The 18,688-nt window shown below is 48.1% G+C and carries 15 protein-coding genes; 7 read left to right on the top strand and 8 right to left on the bottom strand.

Annotation, left to right across the window (positions count from 1 at the left end; all coding sequences use genetic code 11):
* Positions 1-3 precede the first annotated feature (3 nt).
* Genes J07HQW2_RS05675 through J07HQW2_RS05655 form a run of 5 tightly spaced genes read right to left on the bottom strand, consistent with a single transcriptional unit; the run spans position 4 to position 4,874 of the window.
* Positions 4-744 (bottom strand): ABC transporter ATP-binding protein, encoded by a 741-nt coding sequence (locus J07HQW2_RS05675; protein ID WP_021054461.1) that lies wholly within the window; start codon positions 742-744, stop codon positions 4-6.
* Positions 737-1,567 (bottom strand): ABC transporter ATP-binding protein, encoded by an 831-nt coding sequence (locus J07HQW2_RS05670; protein WP_021054460.1) that lies wholly within the window; start codon positions 1,565-1,567, stop codon positions 737-739. Before J07HQW2_RS05670 ends, J07HQW2_RS05675 begins: the two co-directional genes overlap by 8 nt.
* A complete protein-coding gene (locus tag J07HQW2_RS05665) occupies positions 1,564-2,634 on the bottom strand; it encodes a branched-chain amino acid ABC transporter permease (protein ID WP_021054459.1) in 1,071 nt (356 codons plus the stop codon). Before J07HQW2_RS05665 ends, J07HQW2_RS05670 begins: the two co-directional genes overlap by 4 nt.
* Positions 2,634-3,518, bottom strand: coding sequence for a branched-chain amino acid ABC transporter permease (locus tag J07HQW2_RS05660; protein WP_021054458.1), 885 nt, complete (start codon positions 3,516-3,518; stop codon positions 2,634-2,636). The genes J07HQW2_RS05665 and J07HQW2_RS05660 overlap by 1 nt, the downstream gene beginning before the upstream one ends.
* 15 nt (positions 3,519-3,533) lie before the next feature.
* The gene (locus J07HQW2_RS05655) at positions 3,534-4,874 is read right to left on the bottom strand and encodes an ABC transporter substrate-binding protein (protein WP_021054457.1); all 1,341 of its coding nucleotides are present in this window, start codon (positions 4,872-4,874) and stop codon (positions 3,534-3,536) included.
* A gap of 264 nt (positions 4,875-5,138) precedes the next feature.
* Between J07HQW2_RS05655 and J07HQW2_RS05650 the strand changes: the two genes are divergently transcribed.
* Positions 5,139-7,403, top strand: a complete 2,265-nt coding sequence (locus tag J07HQW2_RS05650; RefSeq protein WP_021054456.1) for an AAA family ATPase — start codon at positions 5,139-5,141, stop codon at positions 7,401-7,403.
* A gap of 162 nt (positions 7,404-7,565) precedes the next feature.
* Here J07HQW2_RS05650 and J07HQW2_RS05645 read toward each other — a convergent pair whose 3' ends face one another.
* The gene (locus J07HQW2_RS05645) at positions 7,566-10,424 is read right to left on the bottom strand and encodes a DEAD/DEAH box helicase (protein ID WP_021054455.1); all 2,859 of its coding nucleotides are present in this window, start codon (positions 10,422-10,424) and stop codon (positions 7,566-7,568) included.
* Positions 10,425-10,915: 491 nt separating this feature from the next.
* Here J07HQW2_RS05645 and J07HQW2_RS19935 point away from each other — a divergent pair, with 491 nt between their 5' ends.
* The 4 genes from J07HQW2_RS19935 (at position 10,916) to J07HQW2_RS05625 (ending at position 14,170) form a co-directional block, all read left to right on the top strand.
* Positions 10,916-11,116, top strand: a complete 201-nt coding sequence (locus tag J07HQW2_RS19935) for a DUF7835 family putative zinc beta-ribbon protein (RefSeq protein ID WP_021054454.1) — start codon at positions 10,916-10,918, stop codon at positions 11,114-11,116.
* A 627-nt stretch (positions 11,117-11,743) separates the two neighbouring features.
* Positions 11,744-12,850 carry an ATP-NAD kinase family protein gene (locus tag J07HQW2_RS05635; protein ID WP_021054452.1) on the top strand — a complete coding sequence of 369 codons (1,107 nt, stop codon included), beginning with the start codon at positions 11,744-11,746 and terminating at the stop codon, positions 12,848-12,850.
* Between the two features lie 49 nt (positions 12,851-12,899).
* Positions 12,900-13,931 (top strand): phosphate signaling complex PhoU family protein, encoded by a 1,032-nt coding sequence (locus tag J07HQW2_RS05630; RefSeq protein WP_021054451.1) that lies wholly within the window; start codon positions 12,900-12,902, stop codon positions 13,929-13,931.
* Between the two features lie 59 nt (positions 13,932-13,990).
* Entirely contained in the window at positions 13,991-14,170 is a 180-nt protein-coding gene (locus tag J07HQW2_RS05625) for a DUF7525 family protein (RefSeq protein ID WP_303703987.1), read from the top strand.
* Positions 14,171-14,208: 38 nt separating this feature from the next.
* On the opposite strand, the gene J07HQW2_RS05620 is transcribed toward J07HQW2_RS05625, so the two are convergent.
* Together J07HQW2_RS05620 and J07HQW2_RS05615 are read right to left on the bottom strand one after the other, a co-directional pair.
* Positions 14,209-15,537 carry an amidohydrolase gene (locus J07HQW2_RS05620; RefSeq protein WP_021054449.1) on the bottom strand — a complete coding sequence of 443 codons (1,329 nt, stop codon included), beginning with the start codon at positions 15,535-15,537 and terminating at the stop codon, positions 14,209-14,211.
* Positions 15,538-15,782: 245 nt separating this feature from the next.
* Positions 15,783-16,115 (bottom strand): uS10/mL48 family ribosomal protein, encoded by a 333-nt coding sequence (locus tag J07HQW2_RS05615; protein WP_021054448.1) that lies wholly within the window; start codon positions 16,113-16,115, stop codon positions 15,783-15,785.
* A gap of 326 nt (positions 16,116-16,441) precedes the next feature.
* Between J07HQW2_RS05615 and J07HQW2_RS17925 the strand changes: the two genes are divergently transcribed.
* Together J07HQW2_RS17925 and J07HQW2_RS05610 are read left to right on the top strand one after the other, a co-directional pair.
* The gene (locus J07HQW2_RS17925) at positions 16,442-16,831 is read left to right on the top strand and encodes a carboxypeptidase-like regulatory domain-containing protein (RefSeq protein WP_303703986.1); all 390 of its coding nucleotides are present in this window, start codon (positions 16,442-16,444) and stop codon (positions 16,829-16,831) included.
* A gap of 34 nt (positions 16,832-16,865) precedes the next feature.
* Complete coding sequence (locus J07HQW2_RS05610) at positions 16,866-18,602, top strand: CapA family protein (RefSeq protein ID WP_021054446.1); 1,737 nt, start codon at positions 16,866-16,868, stop codon at positions 18,600-18,602.
* The last annotated feature ends 86 nt before the right edge of the window (positions 18,603-18,688 follow it).

Here is an 18,688-nt window from a genome sequence, read left to right as displayed (position 1 = left end):
TAGTTATCGTCCAAGATATAAATCTCGAATTTGCTGGGATTTTTGAATATTCACAGCATCACCTTCGAACCGATTTTCACCCATCTCAAGGACATACCCACGATCAGCGACTGATAACGCAGCATGTATATCTTGCTCAATAATCAACACTGCCGTTCCGTTCTTTCGTATCTGTGCGATATGATCAAATGTCCGGTCAATAAGCTGTGGTGACAGCCCTGCAGATGGTTCATCAATAAACAATAGATCTGGATTCGGCATCAACGCTCGAGCCATCGCCAGCATTTGCTGTTCACCTCCAGAGAGTGTCTCAGCAGTCTGTGTGACTCGTTGTTTCAATTGTGGAAATAATTCTAATAACTCTGCGCGTCGTGGCTCAGCGTCGGTGAGATGTATTGCACCGATATCAAGATTCTCAGAAACGGTGAGATTCGGAAATACATTTTCGGTCTGTGGAACAAACCCAATCCCATGTTCAATCATCTGATTTGAGCGGACGTCCGAAAGATCTGATCCATTAATTTCAATCGTTCCACTCCAAAGCGGTAATCGTCCATACAGAGCTTTGATGAGTGTTGACTTCCCAGCTCCGTTTGGACCGAATACCAACACAATCTCATTCTGGCGAATATCGATATCAACACCGTGCAGTACCTGTAATTCTCCATATCCTGCTTCGATATCCCGCGCTGAAAACAGCGCATTATCGATCACAGGAATTGTTTCAAGATCTTGATTACCCATAATCGAAGTCCTCTAGATACGCATTGACGACACGTTCGTCATCTTGGATGACCGATGGTGGTCCGCTCGCGAGTGTTTGACCATTGTGCAAGACGACGACCTGATCACAGTGATTCATTATGAGATCCATATCATGCTCGATGAGTAAGATCGTTCGTCCGCGATCAGTAAGTTCATGAAGTCGATCAAGTAATTCATCTGTCAACGCTGGATTGACCCCTGCCATCGGTTCATCAAGCAGAATCAGGTCTGGATCAAGCATTAGCACACGACCTAGTTCGAGTAATTTCCGCTGACCACCAGAAAGTCCACTGGCGTATTCATCGGCGAGATGATTTAACGATAGAAACTGTAGTGTATTCTCGACTTGAGACTGAATTGTCTTTTCCTCGTCTTTAACAAGCTGAGAGTGAACTAAAGCTGATACCGGTCGCTCACCACGCTGCTCAGGTGCGGCGAACGCAAGATTTTCTCGAACGCTCATTCCACGGAATATCTTCGGTGTCTGGAACGTCCGTCCGAGTCCATGCTGTGCGATCTGATTCGGAGATTCTTTTTGAATTTCTGTGTTATTTAATTGGATCGTGCCTGAGTCGGGTTGAGTAATTCCGGTGATACAATTAAATAATGTTGATTTACCAGCACCGTTCGGTCCAATGAGCCCTGTGATTGTGTTTGGATCAACGGTGAAAGAGACGTTATCGACCGCTGTTAAACCGCCAAACCGCTTCACAATATCTTTAAGAAATAACATTGACTCATCAGGTGTCGTCATCTTGTTTGAGTTCTCTTTATATTCTGTTCTTCCCTTGTCCTGACTCATTGTTCTTCTTCTCCAATAGCCTCAATCTCTCGTGAATCGCCCAAGACACCTTCCGGCCGATATCGAATCACAAATACAATTAATACCCCAATAACGACGAACCGTAGGCTTGGGACAAATGAAGGATGATCTGGAAATGGTTGGACTGCGACACGCAACACGCTAGTCATAATCTCAGGTAACACTACGAGTAATCCATCGTATATATTGGTTAGAAACCGCGTCGATTCTTGAAATCCAACGAGTAAGAATGCACCAAGTATAGCACCGCTGTTTGAGGCAACCCCACCGAGGAGCAACGCCGCCCAGATTGTAAATGTGACTGATGGCACGAACTGCTGAACAACGACACTTCCAATATAATGCGCATAGAGACCACCAGCTAGCCCTGCGACTGCCCCACCAATCGCGAATGAAGTGAGTTTCACCTGTGTAATGTTTTTTCCAAGCATTTTCGCAGCATCCTCATTCTCACGAACACCTTTCAATAGACGACCAAACGGTGAATTGCTCAACCGAGTGAGCACAATCAGTACACCAACTAACATCAGAACAACAAAAATGAAATATAGTAGTTCCCACTCGGTAGCACCCATTGTTGCACGTCCGGGTCTTGGAACGTTATTGAGCCCAAATGAGCCGTTTGTTAGCCATGCTTCATTCTCAAGAACGCTACTGAAGATCCCTGCGAGTGCAAATGTCGCAATTGCGAGATAGTGGCTACTAAGACGAGCGCTTGTCATACCAATACATATTGAGAGAAGCCCACCGGCGATTGCAGCACCAATAAGACTGATTGGAAGACCGAGTGGCATCGGGAGGTTTAATCCAAATATGTACTCTGCGCCAACAGTTTGTGCCGCTGGCGGGACCGTCAGTAACGCTGCGGTATACGCACCTGCTGAAAAGAATGCTACATGTCCAAAATTGATCAATCCGGTGTATCCATAATGAATATTCAATCCAAGTGTCAAAAGTGAATAAATGGCTGCGATGGTGAGTGCAGTGAGAATAAATGACCCCCAACCAGGTAGTGAAATAAGTATTATCAAATTTATAACGCTCATCAGATTTCACTCCCGGCAATGCCAGTTGGATTAAATAATAATACACCGACGAGAATAGCAAATGCGTACACCATTGTATATTCTGCAGAGACATATGTGCTGCCAAGACTCATTGCGACTCCAACGACGACTGCACCAGCCATTGCCCCATATGGACGACCAATGCCTCCAAGAAGCGTCGCAGCAAAAATAACGATGAGATACTCAAATCCAATCGTTGGGCGGAACGGTGCAAATAATGTCGCATAAAGAACACCTGCAAGTGCACCTGCACCTGCGGAAATAAACCATGTCTTCCGAACGACACTATCGGTATTAATCCCGGCAATTTCAGCGAGATTGCGATTACCACTTGTTGCTCGCATTGTTTTGCCAAGCATCGTATAGCTAAGAAGAATGTGAACAAGTAGCATTGTTGTGATTGCAATAACGAACACTGTCGCACGAATCGGTGTTGTGCCGACGCCAAGAAATTCAATCGGACGCATTAGCGGTACTGGAAGCTGCTGTGCGGACACGCCCACAGCAGCTGTTAGCGAATATCGAAGAATGAATGCAACGCCAATTGAGGTGATGAGCAGTGGTATTGGTCCACGGCTTGATACTGGCTCGAAAAAGATACGTGAGATAATGACTCCAAAGACTCCCACCAGCACAACTCCAATAATTGCAGAAATTGGAAGCGGCAATGAAATGCCAATACCGGTCCCAGATAAGAACAATGTAATATATGCACCATATGTAAGGAATTCTCCATATGCGAAGTTAATAAATCGAGTCACACCGTAAGATAATGTCAGCCCAACCGCGCCAACGGAGATGACACTACCCTCAATTAGCCCATAAATCAATGTCTGTACGAATTGTGTTATGACTTCGACCATAGAATAAACCGAGCGCTATAGTTCACTTGGTGAGATTGTGCTGGTCTCTACCCAGTCTCCATCCTCTGATTGCATGATCGCGAATGGCGAGCCGACATCTCCATGTTCATCAAAATCGATTGGACCGATGAGCCCCCGGTAATCAAGCGTGTCTTGTTCACTGGCTGTGCTGAGTGTGGATACACCCTCTGTGTAGTTCGTGACGACTGTCCCTGATGGGTCTGTGACAGTTCGGATATTCTCTGCAACAGTTGTTGATGTAATCTCCGTATCAGCGACCGCCGTTGCATTCATCGCGAGACCGAGAACGTTCATTGCATCATACGCATTGCGCGCGAATAACTTTGGTTCTGAGCCGGTGAACTCCCGTACACGCTGTTTGAATGCATTAATTCTCCCTTTCTCTTCGGCAGCCTGATATGTCGCTGATTGGAGTCCCAATATATTTTGCGTGACTTCTTCTGGAGCTTCATCAAGGAAGACCTCAGTCGTCTGATCTTGTGTAACATACCAGTTACCCTCATACCCAGCCTGGAATGCAGCCCGCATAATTTTAATACTATCATCTTTCGACCCGACAAGAACGGTAATTGCCGGATTAGCGTTCATTACGCTCTGCATTTCACTTTCATACGATGCTTTCCCAGTTTTGAAATCAACTGTCTCAGTGATGGTGCCACCAAATTCGGTGAATGATTGCTCAATTGGTGACTTGAATGACTGAAATACCTCTTTATTCCCAATCATCAGTGATATATCGGAATAACTGGCAATATTATTATACTTTTTATTACGTAGCGCCTTCGCAATAGCACGCCCGCCGAGCGCATCAGACGGCACTGTTCGGAAAACGTATTCACCACCACGATTATCAAGTGATGTCGTGCCTGCTGTTGGTGTCACAACTGGTACCTGGTTAGTCTGAAATAAATCAAATACTGCAGACATCGTAATTGACGTTGGACCGATGATTCCAGCTACATTTTCGACAGTGATTAGCTTCTTTGCTGCTGACAATGAGGCAGAGGGTAACCCTTCGGTATCACCCTGGACAACTTTCAGATTCTGATTATCAATGCCGCCTTGTTCGTTTATCTCCTGTGCAAGCATCTGTACAACAGGGAGCACATTCTCACCAACCCATGCATATTCACCGGAGAATGGTAATAATACCCCAACCGAAATTGCTTCACCAGCAGTCTCACTCTCATCTACACCGACTGTCGTTTCGACAGTATCCGCTGTAGCGTCTCCTCCACTGGATTCATCGCCAGCGTTTGAACTGCCAGAACAGCCCGCCAACGCAGCAACCGTGGCTGAACCAGTCCCAGCTATGAATTTACGTCGTTGTATCATAGAGTATATTCAACAAGATGGTTTTATAAATGATATGATACAACTGAGTATGCTACCCTCACAGTGACTCACGGGAATGCGAATTAGATATTGACATTAGCAGGGCATACCCCAGATGATGCAGTATAATTCATACCATATGCAGCGGATAGAGAGACAGTAATACCTCAGATATCCTACGAAGCCCGATACAAGAGAGTATCAACACCGTGATTCAACTGATAGACGGACAAGACAAAAGAGCGCGTGAGCCCAATGTGATATATGAATAAGGACAACGCCGTCTCTCTGACTGTTCGCGGTGCAGAAAAACGTGATGCGGGACGTGGGATTGCTCGTCTTCCTGAATCGGCACGACAGCAACTCGGTGTCCTTAGTGGTGACACAGTACTGATCGTTGGTGATGGTGAAACTGTCGCCAAAGTGTGGCCAGCGAGTGGCGGGGTCTCTGGAAACGTTGTCCTGGTTGATGCTGACACGCGAACGAACGCTGATGTAACCATTGGTGATACAGTCAGTATTCACCCAGTCGATGTTGATGATGCTAGATCAGTCACTCTATCGATGCCTTCAGATGTTACATTTGCAGATGAAGACCGTGCTGTCGAGCTAATCAAGCGGGCACTTCGTGATCGCCCAATTCAAGCTGATGGTCAAATCCGATTTGAATCGGTAAGCAATGAGCCGTTCACCGTCACTGCAACACGTCCAAAAGGGCAGGTTCGTGTCACAGATACGACGACACTTCGTCTCACCCGACGAGGACAGTCATCAACGGACGACCGTGTCTTCTCAACCGGAACGGAAACACAGCGTGGCGAGGCAGATGATGAGACACCGAGCGATAGTCAACCCGATGCAATCGATAGCGGATCATCAGCCCCAGAATCACCGACTGTTACATATGAAGATATCGGTGGGCTTGATAATGAACTTGAGTTGGTTCGAGAGATGATTGAACTTCCATTATCATCACCAACAGTTTTCACACATCTTGGTGTTGATCCTCCGAAAGGTGTGTTATTACACGGCCCCCCAGGAACGGGGAAGACACTCATCGCAAAGGCTGTCGCCAACGAGGTTGATGCGACGTTCATCAACATCTCTGGACCAGAGATCATGTCGAAGTATAAAGGCGAATCTGAAGAGCAACTTCGAGAAAAGTTTGAAACGGCTCGTGAGAAGGCTCCTTCAGTCGTTTTCTTCGATGAAATTGATTCAATCGCACCGGCTCGTGATGATGGCGGTGATGTCGAAAATCGTATTGTTGGACAGTTGCTTTCGCTTATGGACGGGCTTGACGCCCGTGGCGACGTTGTCGTCGTTGGAGCGACAAACCGTGTTGACACACTTGACCCAGCACTTCGTCGTGGTGGTCGATTTGACCGCGAGATTGAGATTGGCGTTCCAGATGAACAAGGGCGACGTGAAATCCTCGCTGTTCACACACGACAGATGCCGTTAGCGGACACTGTTGATCTTGACCGTCTTGCATCACAAACACATGGATTCGTTGGTGCTGATCTTGAATCACTCACCACTGAGGCAGCAATGACAACACTTCGTCGTGGGCGCCGTGATGACGATGTTGGAGCGCTCACTTCACTCTCAGTCACACGTGATGATATGATGGATGCAATGGCAGCTGTTGATCCATCAGCAATCCGTGAATATGTTGCTGAGTCGCCAACAACAACTTTCGATGATGTTGGTGGGCTTGATGCAGCGAAACAGACACTTGAACGAGCGGTAATGTGGCCACTCACTTACGGTCCGCTATTTGATGCGGTTGAAACGGACCCACCAACAGGTGCACTATTATACGGACCACCAGGGACTGGAAAAACGTTGCTTGCACGTGCGATTGCCGGTGAAGCTGATATTAATTTTGTTGAAGTCGCTGGTCCGGAGTTACTTGACCGATACGTCGGTGAGTCTGAAAAAGCCGTCCGAGAAGTGTTTGAACGGGCTCGACAAGCCGCTCCAGCGATTATCTTCTTTGATGAGATCGACGCTGTTGCGGCAAGCCGAGAGGGCGGTGGGACCGACAGTGGCGTGAGTGATCGCGTCGTGTCGCAGTTGCTCACTGAGCTTGATCAAATCACTGACCATCCAAATCTAATTGTGCTTGCAGCGACGAATCGACGAGATACAATTGATTCTGCATTGCTTCGTCCTGGCAGGCTTGAATCGCATATTGCGGTCCCGCGTCCGGATGCTGCAGCACGTCGTGCTATTCTTGAGATTCATCTTGCTGGCAAGCCACTTGCTGATGATATTGATCGCGATGTACTCGTTGGCGAAACTGCAGGATACGTTGGGGCGGATATTGAGGCGATGGTTCGTGATGCGTCAGTGCGTGCAATCGAATCTGTCACTACCCAATACGATGGCACTGCTGCAAACGAACACGCTGATGAGATTGTCCTTACACGATCACATTTTGAAACAGCAATTGAATCAATTGAACCAACTGAGAATCGTGTCGAGGACAATACTATGGCTGACAACAGTGATGAACTATATTGATATTTCATCTACTTCTTTAGAACGGTTCACTCACCTCTCCTAGGAAGAAATTACAGATAACTAGCTAAGTAGGTGAGTGTGATAGTGTAGAAGTCATAATAGTTTAGCTGGCATGACAACCTCATTACCTGCGGTATGAGTGACTAATCTGCGTTGACATAGTCAGTCCCAAAATGACTGTGTTCGTGCATACTGCTGTTCTTGTTTGAGGATATCCCGATAAAATTCTGTTTCATCCTCACGGAGATTTCCAATAATCCGGGCGGCTGTCTGTGGTCCCACTCCACGAGCAGCAAGGGCAATCGCTGCTTGTTTACCATGAGCTTGAATAAGACTTGCAGACCGATGTGCACGCCGCTGAAGCCTATCAGCGTCGGCGTCTTCGCCGAGTGTCCCGCCACGAACTGCTGTTGGAGTCTCCTCATCCCATGGATTCAAGCATGCGATACGCGTTGCCTCACACTTTGGGCACCGCGGTTGGTCACGAACCCGCCGTACTGGTTTTTTCTGCTCCCAATCAGTGCAATGTAGACAAAGTAATCGCACATTGTCATCTTGAATTCGATCACGCACCGCTTCAATTATCCCAGCATCAGCGTTTGAGGGAACAAGGAGTTCTTGTCCATGTGACCGCCCGTCAATTCCGATTGGTGTCCGTTCGCGGGTTGTTTCTATCGTTAATTCATCAGTATGATACTGCTCAAGAAGTGTCGTTGTTTCTGGAACTGCAAGGTCTGTATGAAATACCTCTCGAACTGCTTCATCATACACCGGTGTATCCTCAAGTGCAGCGACAAGTCGGTCCCCGCCAAACCGCTCCCGTCCTTGATACCGTTTGAGTGCACCAAACTTTGCAGCAACTTGTGCAAGGGTGAACTTTAGTGCATCTGCTTTCTTTAGTGCCAACTCAAGAATCGCTTCGACATGCTCTGGGTCTGTCTCATCGAAAACAGCGGTGACATCACCAATTGATGCCTGTCTTGGAAGTTCCAGTTCAATGCGATATGGACTTACATCTAACCCAACAGAGGCACCGGTTCGCTGACCAACAAGCGCTGCGAGTAACCGCCCCAGTGTCTCATTTATCCGATGTCCATGCGGGCTATTTATGACAACCGTTCGTGCTTGTGCCTCAATCACGAGACGATCTGCTGTTGGAATCGGATACTCACCAATTACCTGTCTTTCAATCGGCTCAATTGCGGACATAATCGTCTGGACGTCTGCAGGGTATCGCCTCTTGAGGTCCCGAGCTACGGCTTCTCGATCTGCACCTGTCACAAGCTGTTTTGCAGCCGTATCGCGTATCTCACCCACTTCATTCGCGACATGCGCTGGGACCGGGATCTCAGCACCAGTCCATGATGGCACCTCACCACTTGGGTCTTCAATCGGTGTTACATTCACCTGGGTCTCATCATCATCAATATCGTTAATCCGCCACATCTCTCCGCGCTGAATGAATGCAGCTCCCGGCTCGGCAAAATTTAGGACAAACCGTTCATCCAACGTGCCAATCTGTCCTCGCGAGGAAATATCATACACTTCATATGTCTCTTCATCAGGGATCATCGAGAGATTTGCATAGAAGTACTGCCACGTTCCACTGGATTTCTCAAGTCGATCTGCATCTTCCTCAAGCCACACGAGACGATTTGATGATAATTCTCTTATGACCTCTCGAAAGGTCTGTGTATCAAGATCGGTGAACGGATATGCAGCTGTCACAATCTCACATGCTCGACGAGCTGATATCTCTCCCTCATCCATCACGACTCCAATTATCTGATTCGCAACAGTATCAAGACTTGCGTGATGAATCCGTGCAGGCTCAACAATACCCTCTGTGGCGCGGCGAGCAATCGCAATCGCCTCAAGTGTATCATCCGGTGATGAAGTAATGATTGTTCCATGTGAGACGCGATCGCGATGATGTCCAGCTCGTCCTACTCGCTGTAAAAGCCGTGCTACCTCCCGGGGACTCCCATACTGTACGACGTGGTCAACTTCTCCAACATCGATTCCCAACTCCATCGAAGAGGTACAAACAAGTCCATCTAGTGAGCCATTCTTGAATCTATCCTCAACATCGATACGCACATCTTTTGAGAGTGACCCATGATGAACTTCGATTGGCTCATCAAGTTTCTTAAATCGTGACCCAAGCGCTTCAGCTGTCTGTCGCGTATTGACGAAAATAAGCGTCGAGCTATGATCTGAAACAATATTTTGAATGACACGAACATGACTTGCAATCGTCTCATCAGTTGCCAACTCGCGTGCCAGTTGTTCATCTTTTTCTGTAACTATTGGATGATGAACAGAGAATTCAATCGCGCTCCCGACATCAATCTCAATCACCTCAAACGACCGGTCACCTGTAAGAAATCGAGCGACCTCTGTCGGGGAGCCGACTGTTGCTGAGAGTCCAATTCGCTGGAATGTTCCTGCAAGGGTTTGGAGCCGTTCAAGTGCGACTGATAATTGAACACCTCGTTTTGCAGCAGCAAGCTCATGCACCTCATCAACAACAACATGATCAACTCCAGAAAGCGCCTTTCTAAGCTTCGACCCTGTGAGCATCGCTTGTAATGTCTCAGGAGTCGTCACGAGCACATCTGGTGGATCCTCGGCTTGCTTACGTCGTTGATATTGGGTCGTATCACCATGTCGTACATCGATCTCAATATCAAGCGTTTCACCCCACCATGTAAGTCGATCACGCATATCCCGGTTGAGCGCTCGAAGGGGCGTAATGTACAGTGCAGAGAATCCCTCACGTTCTGAGTCATCGGAGTCACTTTTTGCAATTGCATCAAAGACAGGGAGCATCGCTGTTTCTGTCTTTCCTGTTCCTGTCGGGGCAATGACGAGTGCGTTCTTGCCATGCGCCAATGGTGGAATCGCACGACGCTGTGGTTCTGTTGGTGTATTGAATCCTCGCTCAGATAGCGCCTCTCGAACTGGCGCGTCAAGCTCGCTAAAGGCGTCTACGCCTCGCGTGGCGGTCCCATCTGCCATTGATTATATTAGTGTCGGCGGTCGGATAACGGTTATTAACACATACTGCGAGTTGGAATTATGATATGCGTAATTATCGAGACGGATGTATTCTCTCTTGCATGACTCTTCAATTCATTTCAGATACAATATCTATACAAGTATAATAATCTTCAGACCGATAATATCGCGTTGGAAAACTCAGCGTGATTTTATAGCTCGTGTGAATTGAGTAGAAGCAAAACGGTTAGTCTGGGTATATTCCCCACAAAAAATAAATATTAATGTACAAACCTAAATGTTTCCCGCCATACTACAAATATCACCATCGGAGATCCAATTTTGATTGAGACTCTCACAAAATCCAGTTATTATGCCGAGAAATATCATTTGTGCGCATTTTAACCTGACAATTGAATAGCTTTGTATTCGACAGTTGCACTCTTTGCCCTAAGTATATAGGGTAGGTACTAAATGGGGACCCACTCATTGTACTACGTGAGGATAATTCAATGTCAAAAAGTAAACCCAAACTGAGTACGCTTGTGGAACATTGTGACGTCTGTGACGCGCGGACTCCTCATAACGTATCTATTGATCTACGGACCGAGAGCACAAAAGAAACAAACCGTGCATTCTCACGTGAACCATACCGTGTGACAGAATGTCAACACTGTGGTGAGGAATCTACTCAGCGCATGAATGATGCCTGACGACAGCCAGATTCAGTATTGTTACTGATGTATTGATGATTATTTTCCCGGTGAATAATTCGAGTAACATGCAGAGTTATTTCAACAGATAATTATTAGATTGCTCAACCCTGCTCGCGTATATTGACCCTATGGCACGGTCTGAGAAATTCATCAGTGATACCGCCAATATGGATGAATCAAGAACTCCTGAATCAGAGACACTCAGGAAACATTATCATCAAAATCATGTCTACATCCGCCACACGAATATCTGAATAAAATCTAGGGGCTAATCGTAGATAATCTATCAACACTGCACCGTGACGATGCTGACACAGTCATCACATATGTGCCCACAGTGTGAGGACACGACCTGGGAGGATGCCGAGGTCTGTGAAGCACACATAAAACATATTTATCATAAAACCAGTACTACACGGGTAATTACTGATTATCGAATGCACATACGATTAAGGAATATCAGACATGTATGTGGAAGTTGGCTCTCCAAACTCTCGTTATCAAACATCATCATATGATAATTTGACATAGCAGGATAGAATCACCTACCCTAATTCAATTGCCATTATTACCACAAATATCTGTCACGGGTATTTTATACGCCCACTTCCCCGCAAGTGTTGTATGCACATCGGCTTCGTGGTGAATCCCATTGCTGGGATGGGCGGTCGTGTCGGTCTCAAAGGCACTGATGGAAAAGTCGATACAGCTCGTGACCGTGGTGCTGAACCTCATGCACCAGAGCGAGCAAAACGAACACTACAGACGCTTCGTGCAAACATTGATACTCATGATGAGTGTCAACTGTTCACCTGGGGAGCACCGATGGGTGAAGCAGTAGCGACAGACACTGGCATGAACCCAGTCGTGCTTGGAACACCAACAGCAAGTAAACAGGCGAACATGCAACAAACAACGGCAGAGGATACCCGACTGGCGGTTTCTGCGTTTGTCGACACTGATGTTGATCTTATTTTATTTGTCGGTGGCGATGGGACAGCAGCAGATGTCGCTGCTGCCCGGTCAGAATCAACGGTTCCGGTTCTTGGAGTCCCAGCTGGTGTGAAAGTATATTCTTCTGTTTTTGCGGTTGCTCCTGAGGACGCTGCACAGGTCGCGATGAGTTTTGACCGCACAGAGCGCCGCGAAGTCGTTGATATTGATGAAGAAGCATATCGGGCAGGTGAGGTGTCAGATCGTATCGACCCTGACCTACAAGCGATTGTGCCTGTACCGGTTGCTGATCGGGTTCAATCTGCGAAACAACGCGGCGACGGAAGTGTCGAAGCAGTAGCCTCGGGCGTTGCTGCCGATGTTCAAGCTAGTGACAAAACAATTATTTTTGGATCTGGCAGTACTGTCGGTGCCATCGAATCTAAACTCGACATTGAATTCACTCCGCTTGGTATCGATGTGTGGTCTGATGGGGAGCTTCAGGTTCGCGATGCAGCTGAGAGTGAGATTCTTACACAGATTGATAGAGATAATGAGAATATCATTATCGTCTCTCCGATTGGTGGACAGGGATTCATATTTGGTCGTGGTAACCCACAGCTTTCCCCTGAAGTTATTCGTCAATGTGAGATCAAAATCGTCGCATCCCCGACAAAACTTGAGACGACTGGTCAATTACATGTCGATACAGGCGACCCTGCACTTGATGATGAACTCCGTGAGTGGACTCGAGTCCGCATCGGCCGAGTTGAGAATCAAATAATTGAAATAACATAATTAACCCCATATAGTGAAGATTAAGGGTACTGAAGTTATCAAATGACATATGGAGACACGCAAGGTACAGCGGCTCGGCCCTTCAACACTGGCAATGACCTTGCCAGCAGAATGGGCTAAAGAACATGATGTCAACAAGGGTGATGAGGTGTCCCTCAGAATGGGTGGAAAGGGAACACTGACAGTCCTTCCAGAGTCTGCAAGTCAGGAAGATTCATCGGCGTCGATCGTTGCGGACAATCTGAATGCAAATGCACTTGAACGTGCTATTGTTGCACAGTACGTTCTTGGACGACGAGTTATTCATATTGAACGTGAAGACGCCGCACTTGATTCTGAGCATATTAACGCCGTATATAGTGCAGAAACACAGCTGATGGGTCTTGGGGTCATCGAGGAGACACCAGAACGAATCGCCATCCGTTGTTCAGTTGACCCAGAAGATTTTACACTTGATAATCTGCTTGAGCGACTCGAAAACACAGGGAGCACGATGCGTGGCGAGGGAATCAAAGCACTTGCGCATGGGAATGCTGATCTCGCACAACGAGCATTAAACCGTGAACGACAAGCAAACAAGATTTTCGTTCTTTTACTGCGACTAATTTTCACCGCATATCAAAATCCAAATCTCGCTCGTGCTGTTGATTTAAACTCCGGATTCCCGCTTATCGGATACCGATCTGTTGCAAAAAATCTTGAACTGATTGCAGATAACGCTGAGGATATTGCGACGATTGTCGGTGATGCGGATGAACACACACTCAATGTTGATAACGGAACAATGCGTCGCATCCGAGAGTTCACCGATCAAGTTGATGAGATCACTCAAATTGCCGTGAGTGCTGTTGTCGAACGAAATTATGATAAAACCATCACTGCTCGAAGCTTATTCCAACAGATCAGTGACCGTGAGCATGAAATTCTCTCTGACCTTCCTGAAATGGATAACGATGACTTACTGCAAGTTCGTGAAGTGCTTGTTAGTTTGCAACAGACAGCGCAGTATGCGATGCGTAACGCGGAAATCGCAGCCAATCTCGCATTAAATGAAGAATCTGAACACGTCAAGATTGATTAATCACAGTGAACGAATAATGTAACTCACCGCCTCCAAAGCGATCTATCATGGGAGCCGTTATGACTACTCTTGATAACGGATTTGGACTGACGATTCTATTTTCATTACTTACGCTAGTCGGTGTTGTTGGAATGTTCGCTGCGGGGTTCACTGGTGGTCAATTAGTTGCGGCAAGTGGATTTGCGCTTGCTATGATCGCCGCCTCATTTGCTATTTCAGCAAACCATCTGTACTCATAATGTCGAATTAGTCCGTTGAGACCGTTTTGAGATCCTTCTCACTCTGGTGTATTCAATTTCGTTTCGGTTGTAATGATTGCGTTTGTCAGGATTTCAACACCGTGTCCAATTGATGCCTCATCAATATCAAACGTATCTGTATGATGCCCACCAGGATGGTCCGTTCCAACCCCAATATACGCTGCTACGCCGCCATTTTGTTGCACCCGCCGCATAAGGAATGTAGCATCTTCACTTCCACCAAGATCATCAGATCTCATCACTGAATCGATATTATCATTATCGCTTGCGACCTCAGCGACAATATTTGCAAGTATATCATCGCTTGTCGCAGACGGTGCCCTGCCTGCCGTGGTCATTTCAACCTCACAATTATGCATTGTTGCTGCTGATTCGAGCACCTGTGTTGCCTTCGACTCGGTGTATTCCATCAGTTTTGTTGTTTCACCACGAACTTCGCCATTTATACTTGCATGCTCGGGAATAATATTCGTCGCCGTTCCTCCGGAGACGACACCTGCGTTGACTCGAGTCGCACCATCGGTGTGTCTTGGGATCGCATAGAGATTCTGCACTGCTGTCGCCATCGCTTGAACCGCGTTATCGCCATCTTCCGGCCGGGCACCCGCATGTGCGGGCATTCCCGTGAACTCCGCCTCGAAATGAGAAACAGCAAGAAAGTCGTCTATCCCGGCAACCACTTCACCTGAAGGGTGATCAAGCCCAACATGCACAGCAAACAATGCGTCAATATCATCAAGTCGCCCGGATGCCGCCATTGGTTTTCCACCGACGATTTGCTCTTCACCAGGTTGGAAAAATACTTTTAATGTTCCTGTGAATCCAGTTTCATTATTGCCTGCCTCCTGTTGTGTCTCCTCAGCACCTGCGTTAGTCGTTTCAATAATCGCATCAAGAACCCCAACGCCAATTGCAGCATGGGCATCATGACCGCAGGCGTGCATGTGCCCTTCAGTTTTCGAGCGAAATCCCTCGCTCGCTGGATGGTGCTCATTATCCATCGACTCGGTGATAGGAAGTCCGTCGATGTCTACTCGAAGACCAACTGTTGGTCCAGGACCACACTCGATAACTGCACAGACGCCTGTCTGCCCTCCTGGGAGTTGCTCAAGTATATCTTCTCGGGCACCCGCTTGTTCTGCCCGAGCACGCCATGTGGCTATTTCCTCATCATCGGGCACGCCCCGTCTATTATCATCAAGTACCTCAGGTCCAATATAAATCCCATCAAGATCACGAGTCTCTAATTCATCAACTAACCGAGCTGTTGTATAAAATTCTCGCCATGCGGGCTCAGGATGTTGATGTAAATCACGACGTAATGTGACTAAATCAGCACGTGTCATCGAATATACTGTGTAGCCGAGAGACTTAATGTTCAGGCTTCAATTCACAGTTCACGTTCCAATACTGCTTACATGACACAGGATAACCAATCGACAGAGTGAGTATTATCAATTATGTTATGAATCTATAACATCGACACTTGCCGTTTTTTTAGCTATCTTTCCCTACATCCAATAGACCGACTTACTATACTGTTCGTTAACTTAATTTCGGAACTAGAGACCAGTATTATCGATTCAGTTAATCATGATTGCTTGTGACCTGCTGGTTTTCGTTGTTCAAGCTCAATCTCGACATGAATACTGTCCGGAAAGTCCATATGTCCGACTTCGCGGGCAATATGATCATTTCCATGAATCTCAAGATGGCGCGCATACACGATATATTGCCATGAATTGAATTGATCACCTGGGGAGAGATGTCGGTACTGTGGAACGGTTACCTCTCTCGGCGGATCGGCGTGTGGACCTTTGCACTCAGCACCTTTCTTCTCAAGCAGTGTTTTAAGACTTGAAACCTCTTTTTCGAGAACATACCGGTCGCCCGATTGAAAACTAAGCTTCGTAATAAATGTCATTGATTTGCTGTCGATATAGATTGTAGCAACACTGAAAAGAACATCTATCGCTTTGTGACAGAATGCTGGCGATTGCTATGGTATGCACTCACGACTCACAATCTATCCATACTGAATTTGTTTAGCGTGGCTATAGACGCCGCTCAATCTGTAATCCGGTCACTCTCTTTCGCTGCTCAGTCGAGGTACAATCCGGTAAATCTCTCAAGTTGTCGCAGTGGAACCGCGTCTCGTCGGAGTCTCTGGGTTTGTTGAACGAGTTTGTGGAGTGAATAGTAGAGATGATAATCCATCCTTTTTGTATCGAAGAGCCTTTTATTAGGTCAATGGATCAGTGGTCTCGTCGTGAATTTATTCGGATTGCAACGGTCGGAGCGGGAGCGGGAATCGCCGGATGTAACGCTCTTTCGCCGTCCGAGTCGACGGAAAACGATTCCCCGACAGAACAGACCAGTCAAAAACCCGCAGGTAGCTCCGAGCCCATATCGGGGCGAGTTGTCGACTTAGATGGCGAGGAGATAACCGGTGCGACGCTGAAAGCGATCGTCCCAGGGAGGGGATCCGTAGCCGAGACAACCACTGATGAGCAAGGACGGTTTGAATTAGTGGAGGGTGACGGACCCATCTGGCTTCGCGCAACGAAAACGGACTTTATCCGACGGACTGTCGCTGTGGCTCCGGGAACAAGTCCTCGTATCAGACTCTCACCCCCGTGAGGGAACAGTCGCGCTCAGTTTCGGTGGCGACGTAATGTTTGACCGTCGGTTCTACGAGGACGACCACCCTCTCGAACCGCACTTCCAGATTCGACCTGATGACCGGATGGGATCACACCAGACGATACTACAGTACATCTCCCCCCTGCTACAGGACGCCGATATCACGTCGGTGAATCTCGAAACACCGCTGACGACGACGCCATGGAGACACCCCTCCAAACGGTACCATTTCGTATCGCACCCGGACGCCGCACCCGCGATGGTTGATGCCGGGATCGACTATGTCGCACTGGGGAACAACCACACACTCGACGCGTTGATGCCGGGATTGGATGAGACGTTACAGACGCTCTCTGCTGCCGGGATCGAACGGTCTGGTGCCGGCAGATCCAGCACAGAAGCGTGGGAACCGACGTACTTCGAACGGCGGGGACTTACTATCGGCTTGGTCTCCTGTACAACCGTTACGGGCGACCAGTATGATATCGACTGGTCGGCCGACGACAAACAGTCCGAGACATACTCAGTGTCGGGGGACGACGTGGCCGAGGTATCCGACACTGAGCAACTGACGTTTTCCGGGAGTGTCGGGGTAGCAGCGGCGACTCGCGACAGAATATCTCGGACGGTATCGGAGGTGGATGCGAACGCGGACGTAACCGTCGTCCAGATCCACGGCGGCACCGAGTATCAACAGGAACCGATCGAGGAAATCAGACGCCTCACCGAAACGGCGAAGACAGCCGGTGCAGACCTCGTCGTCAATCACCATCCACACGTAACTGGTGGAGTAGAACTACAGGATGGGACACTGGTCGCGTGGACGCTTGGAAACCTCGTATTCGATCAAGAGTTCTGGTCGATGTTTCCATCGTATCTCTTGACTGTCCACGTCACCGACGATGGTATTACCAGAGCGTACGTTGATCCGCTCCTGATCGAAGGCTACGTTCCGAAAGGGGTGGTCGACAAACCGAGGACGTGGCAACTCCGGGAAACAGCTACGTTGTCGTCTGATGAGTTCTTACTCGACCACAACAGGCTGGAACATGTCGCAAAAGACGAGACACCAACCCAGATGGCAACCCGAACGCTGGACGGAGACGGGGCGATATACACGCGGAACTCGGGGTGGGTCAACCGAGTCATAGACGGAGCAGAATCTGCCGAACTGGGTCGCGACCTCCTTCCGACTGGAAGGTTCGACGAGCCAGATATCGACGACGAACGGTACGAAGGTCCGTTATGGCGGTTCAGTCGTGGATCGGATTCCAACGGTCTAGAGTTCGGATACGACGGGAGTGGCGGGATTCAACTTTCCCGAACCGCAGACGACTCACAGCGGTCGATCCTGACGACGACCGAGCCCGTTCCGGTGACCGGGCCGACGACACTTCTCGGCCAGTACCGCCATGAGACGGACACCCGACTGGAACTACTCGTGCGATGGTACGAGTCGACCAGTGGTTCGGCACTGGATTCAGCGTCGATCGACCTCGACCAGACGACCGGCTGGGAACGTATCGAACGGTCGCTGTCGACACCTGAGGAGGCTTTTTATATCCGGTTTTATTTCCGGCTCTACCCTCCCGACGAAGGAGAGAAACGCGTCGCCAACGTTGACAACATTCAGTTGGTCGAATGGACCGATTCAGCAGCCAGCGGTGGCAAAGACTACGATTACCTCCGCGTACACGAGTCCTGCACCATCGAGTTTAGATCAAGTAGCCAATCTGACGAGGCTATCTCGTGGGAAGCTCTCGATTAATATATCTCGGTCCGGAACGAGAGTGATATTGACGAATTTGGGCAAGTGGCGTTTGATTTCTACGGCCTCGAGGATTAAAAATACAG

The sequence above is a fragment of the Haloquadratum walsbyi J07HQW2 genome, from assembly GCF_000415985.1.
GTDB classification, from domain to species: domain Archaea; phylum Halobacteriota; class Halobacteria; order Halobacteriales; family Haloferacaceae; genus Haloquadratum; species Haloquadratum walsbyi_B.
Note: the sequence above shows the minus strand (reverse complement) of the source record. Positions and strands in the feature narration are given on the sequence as shown.

Coding starts and splice junctions, on each gene's coding strand:
- J07HQW2_RS05675 (WP_021054461.1), bottom strand. CDS start 744: ATGGGTAATCAAGATCTTGAAACAATTCCTGTGATCGATAATGCGCTG.
- J07HQW2_RS05670 (WP_021054460.1), bottom strand. CDS start 1,567: ATGAGTCAGGACAAGGGAAGAACAGAATATAAAGAGAACTCAAACAAG.
- J07HQW2_RS05665 (WP_021054459.1), bottom strand. CDS start 2,634: ATGAGCGTTATAAATTTGATAATACTTATTTCACTACCTGGTTGGGGG.
- J07HQW2_RS05660 (WP_021054458.1), bottom strand. CDS start 3,518: ATGGTCGAAGTCATAACACAATTCGTACAGACATTGATTTATGGGCTA.
- J07HQW2_RS05655 (WP_021054457.1), bottom strand. CDS start 4,874: ATGATACAACGACGTAAATTCATAGCTGGGACTGGTTCAGCCACGGTT.
- J07HQW2_RS05650 (WP_021054456.1), top strand. CDS start 5,139: ATGAATAAGGACAACGCCGTCTCTCTGACTGTTCGCGGTGCAGAAAAA.
- J07HQW2_RS05645 (WP_021054455.1), bottom strand. CDS start 10,424: ATGGCAGATGGGACCGCCACGCGAGGCGTAGACGCCTTTAGCGAGCTT.
- J07HQW2_RS19935 (WP_021054454.1), top strand. CDS start 10,916: ATGTCAAAAAGTAAACCCAAACTGAGTACGCTTGTGGAACATTGTGAC.
- J07HQW2_RS05635 (WP_021054452.1), top strand. CDS start 11,744: ATGCACATCGGCTTCGTGGTGAATCCCATTGCTGGGATGGGCGGTCGT.
- J07HQW2_RS05630 (WP_021054451.1), top strand. CDS start 12,900: ATGGAGACACGCAAGGTACAGCGGCTCGGCCCTTCAACACTGGCAATG.
- J07HQW2_RS05625 (WP_303703987.1), top strand. CDS start 13,991: ATGACTACTCTTGATAACGGATTTGGACTGACGATTCTATTTTCATTA.
- J07HQW2_RS05620 (WP_021054449.1), bottom strand. CDS start 15,537: ATGACACGTGCTGATTTAGTCACATTACGTCGTGATTTACATCAACAT.
- J07HQW2_RS05615 (WP_021054448.1), bottom strand. CDS start 16,115: ATGACATTTATTACGAAGCTTAGTTTTCAATCGGGCGACCGGTATGTT.
- J07HQW2_RS17925 (WP_303703986.1), top strand. CDS start 16,442: ATGGATCAGTGGTCTCGTCGTGAATTTATTCGGATTGCAACGGTCGGA.
- J07HQW2_RS05610 (WP_021054446.1), top strand. CDS start 16,866: ATGTTTGACCGTCGGTTCTACGAGGACGACCACCCTCTCGAACCGCAC.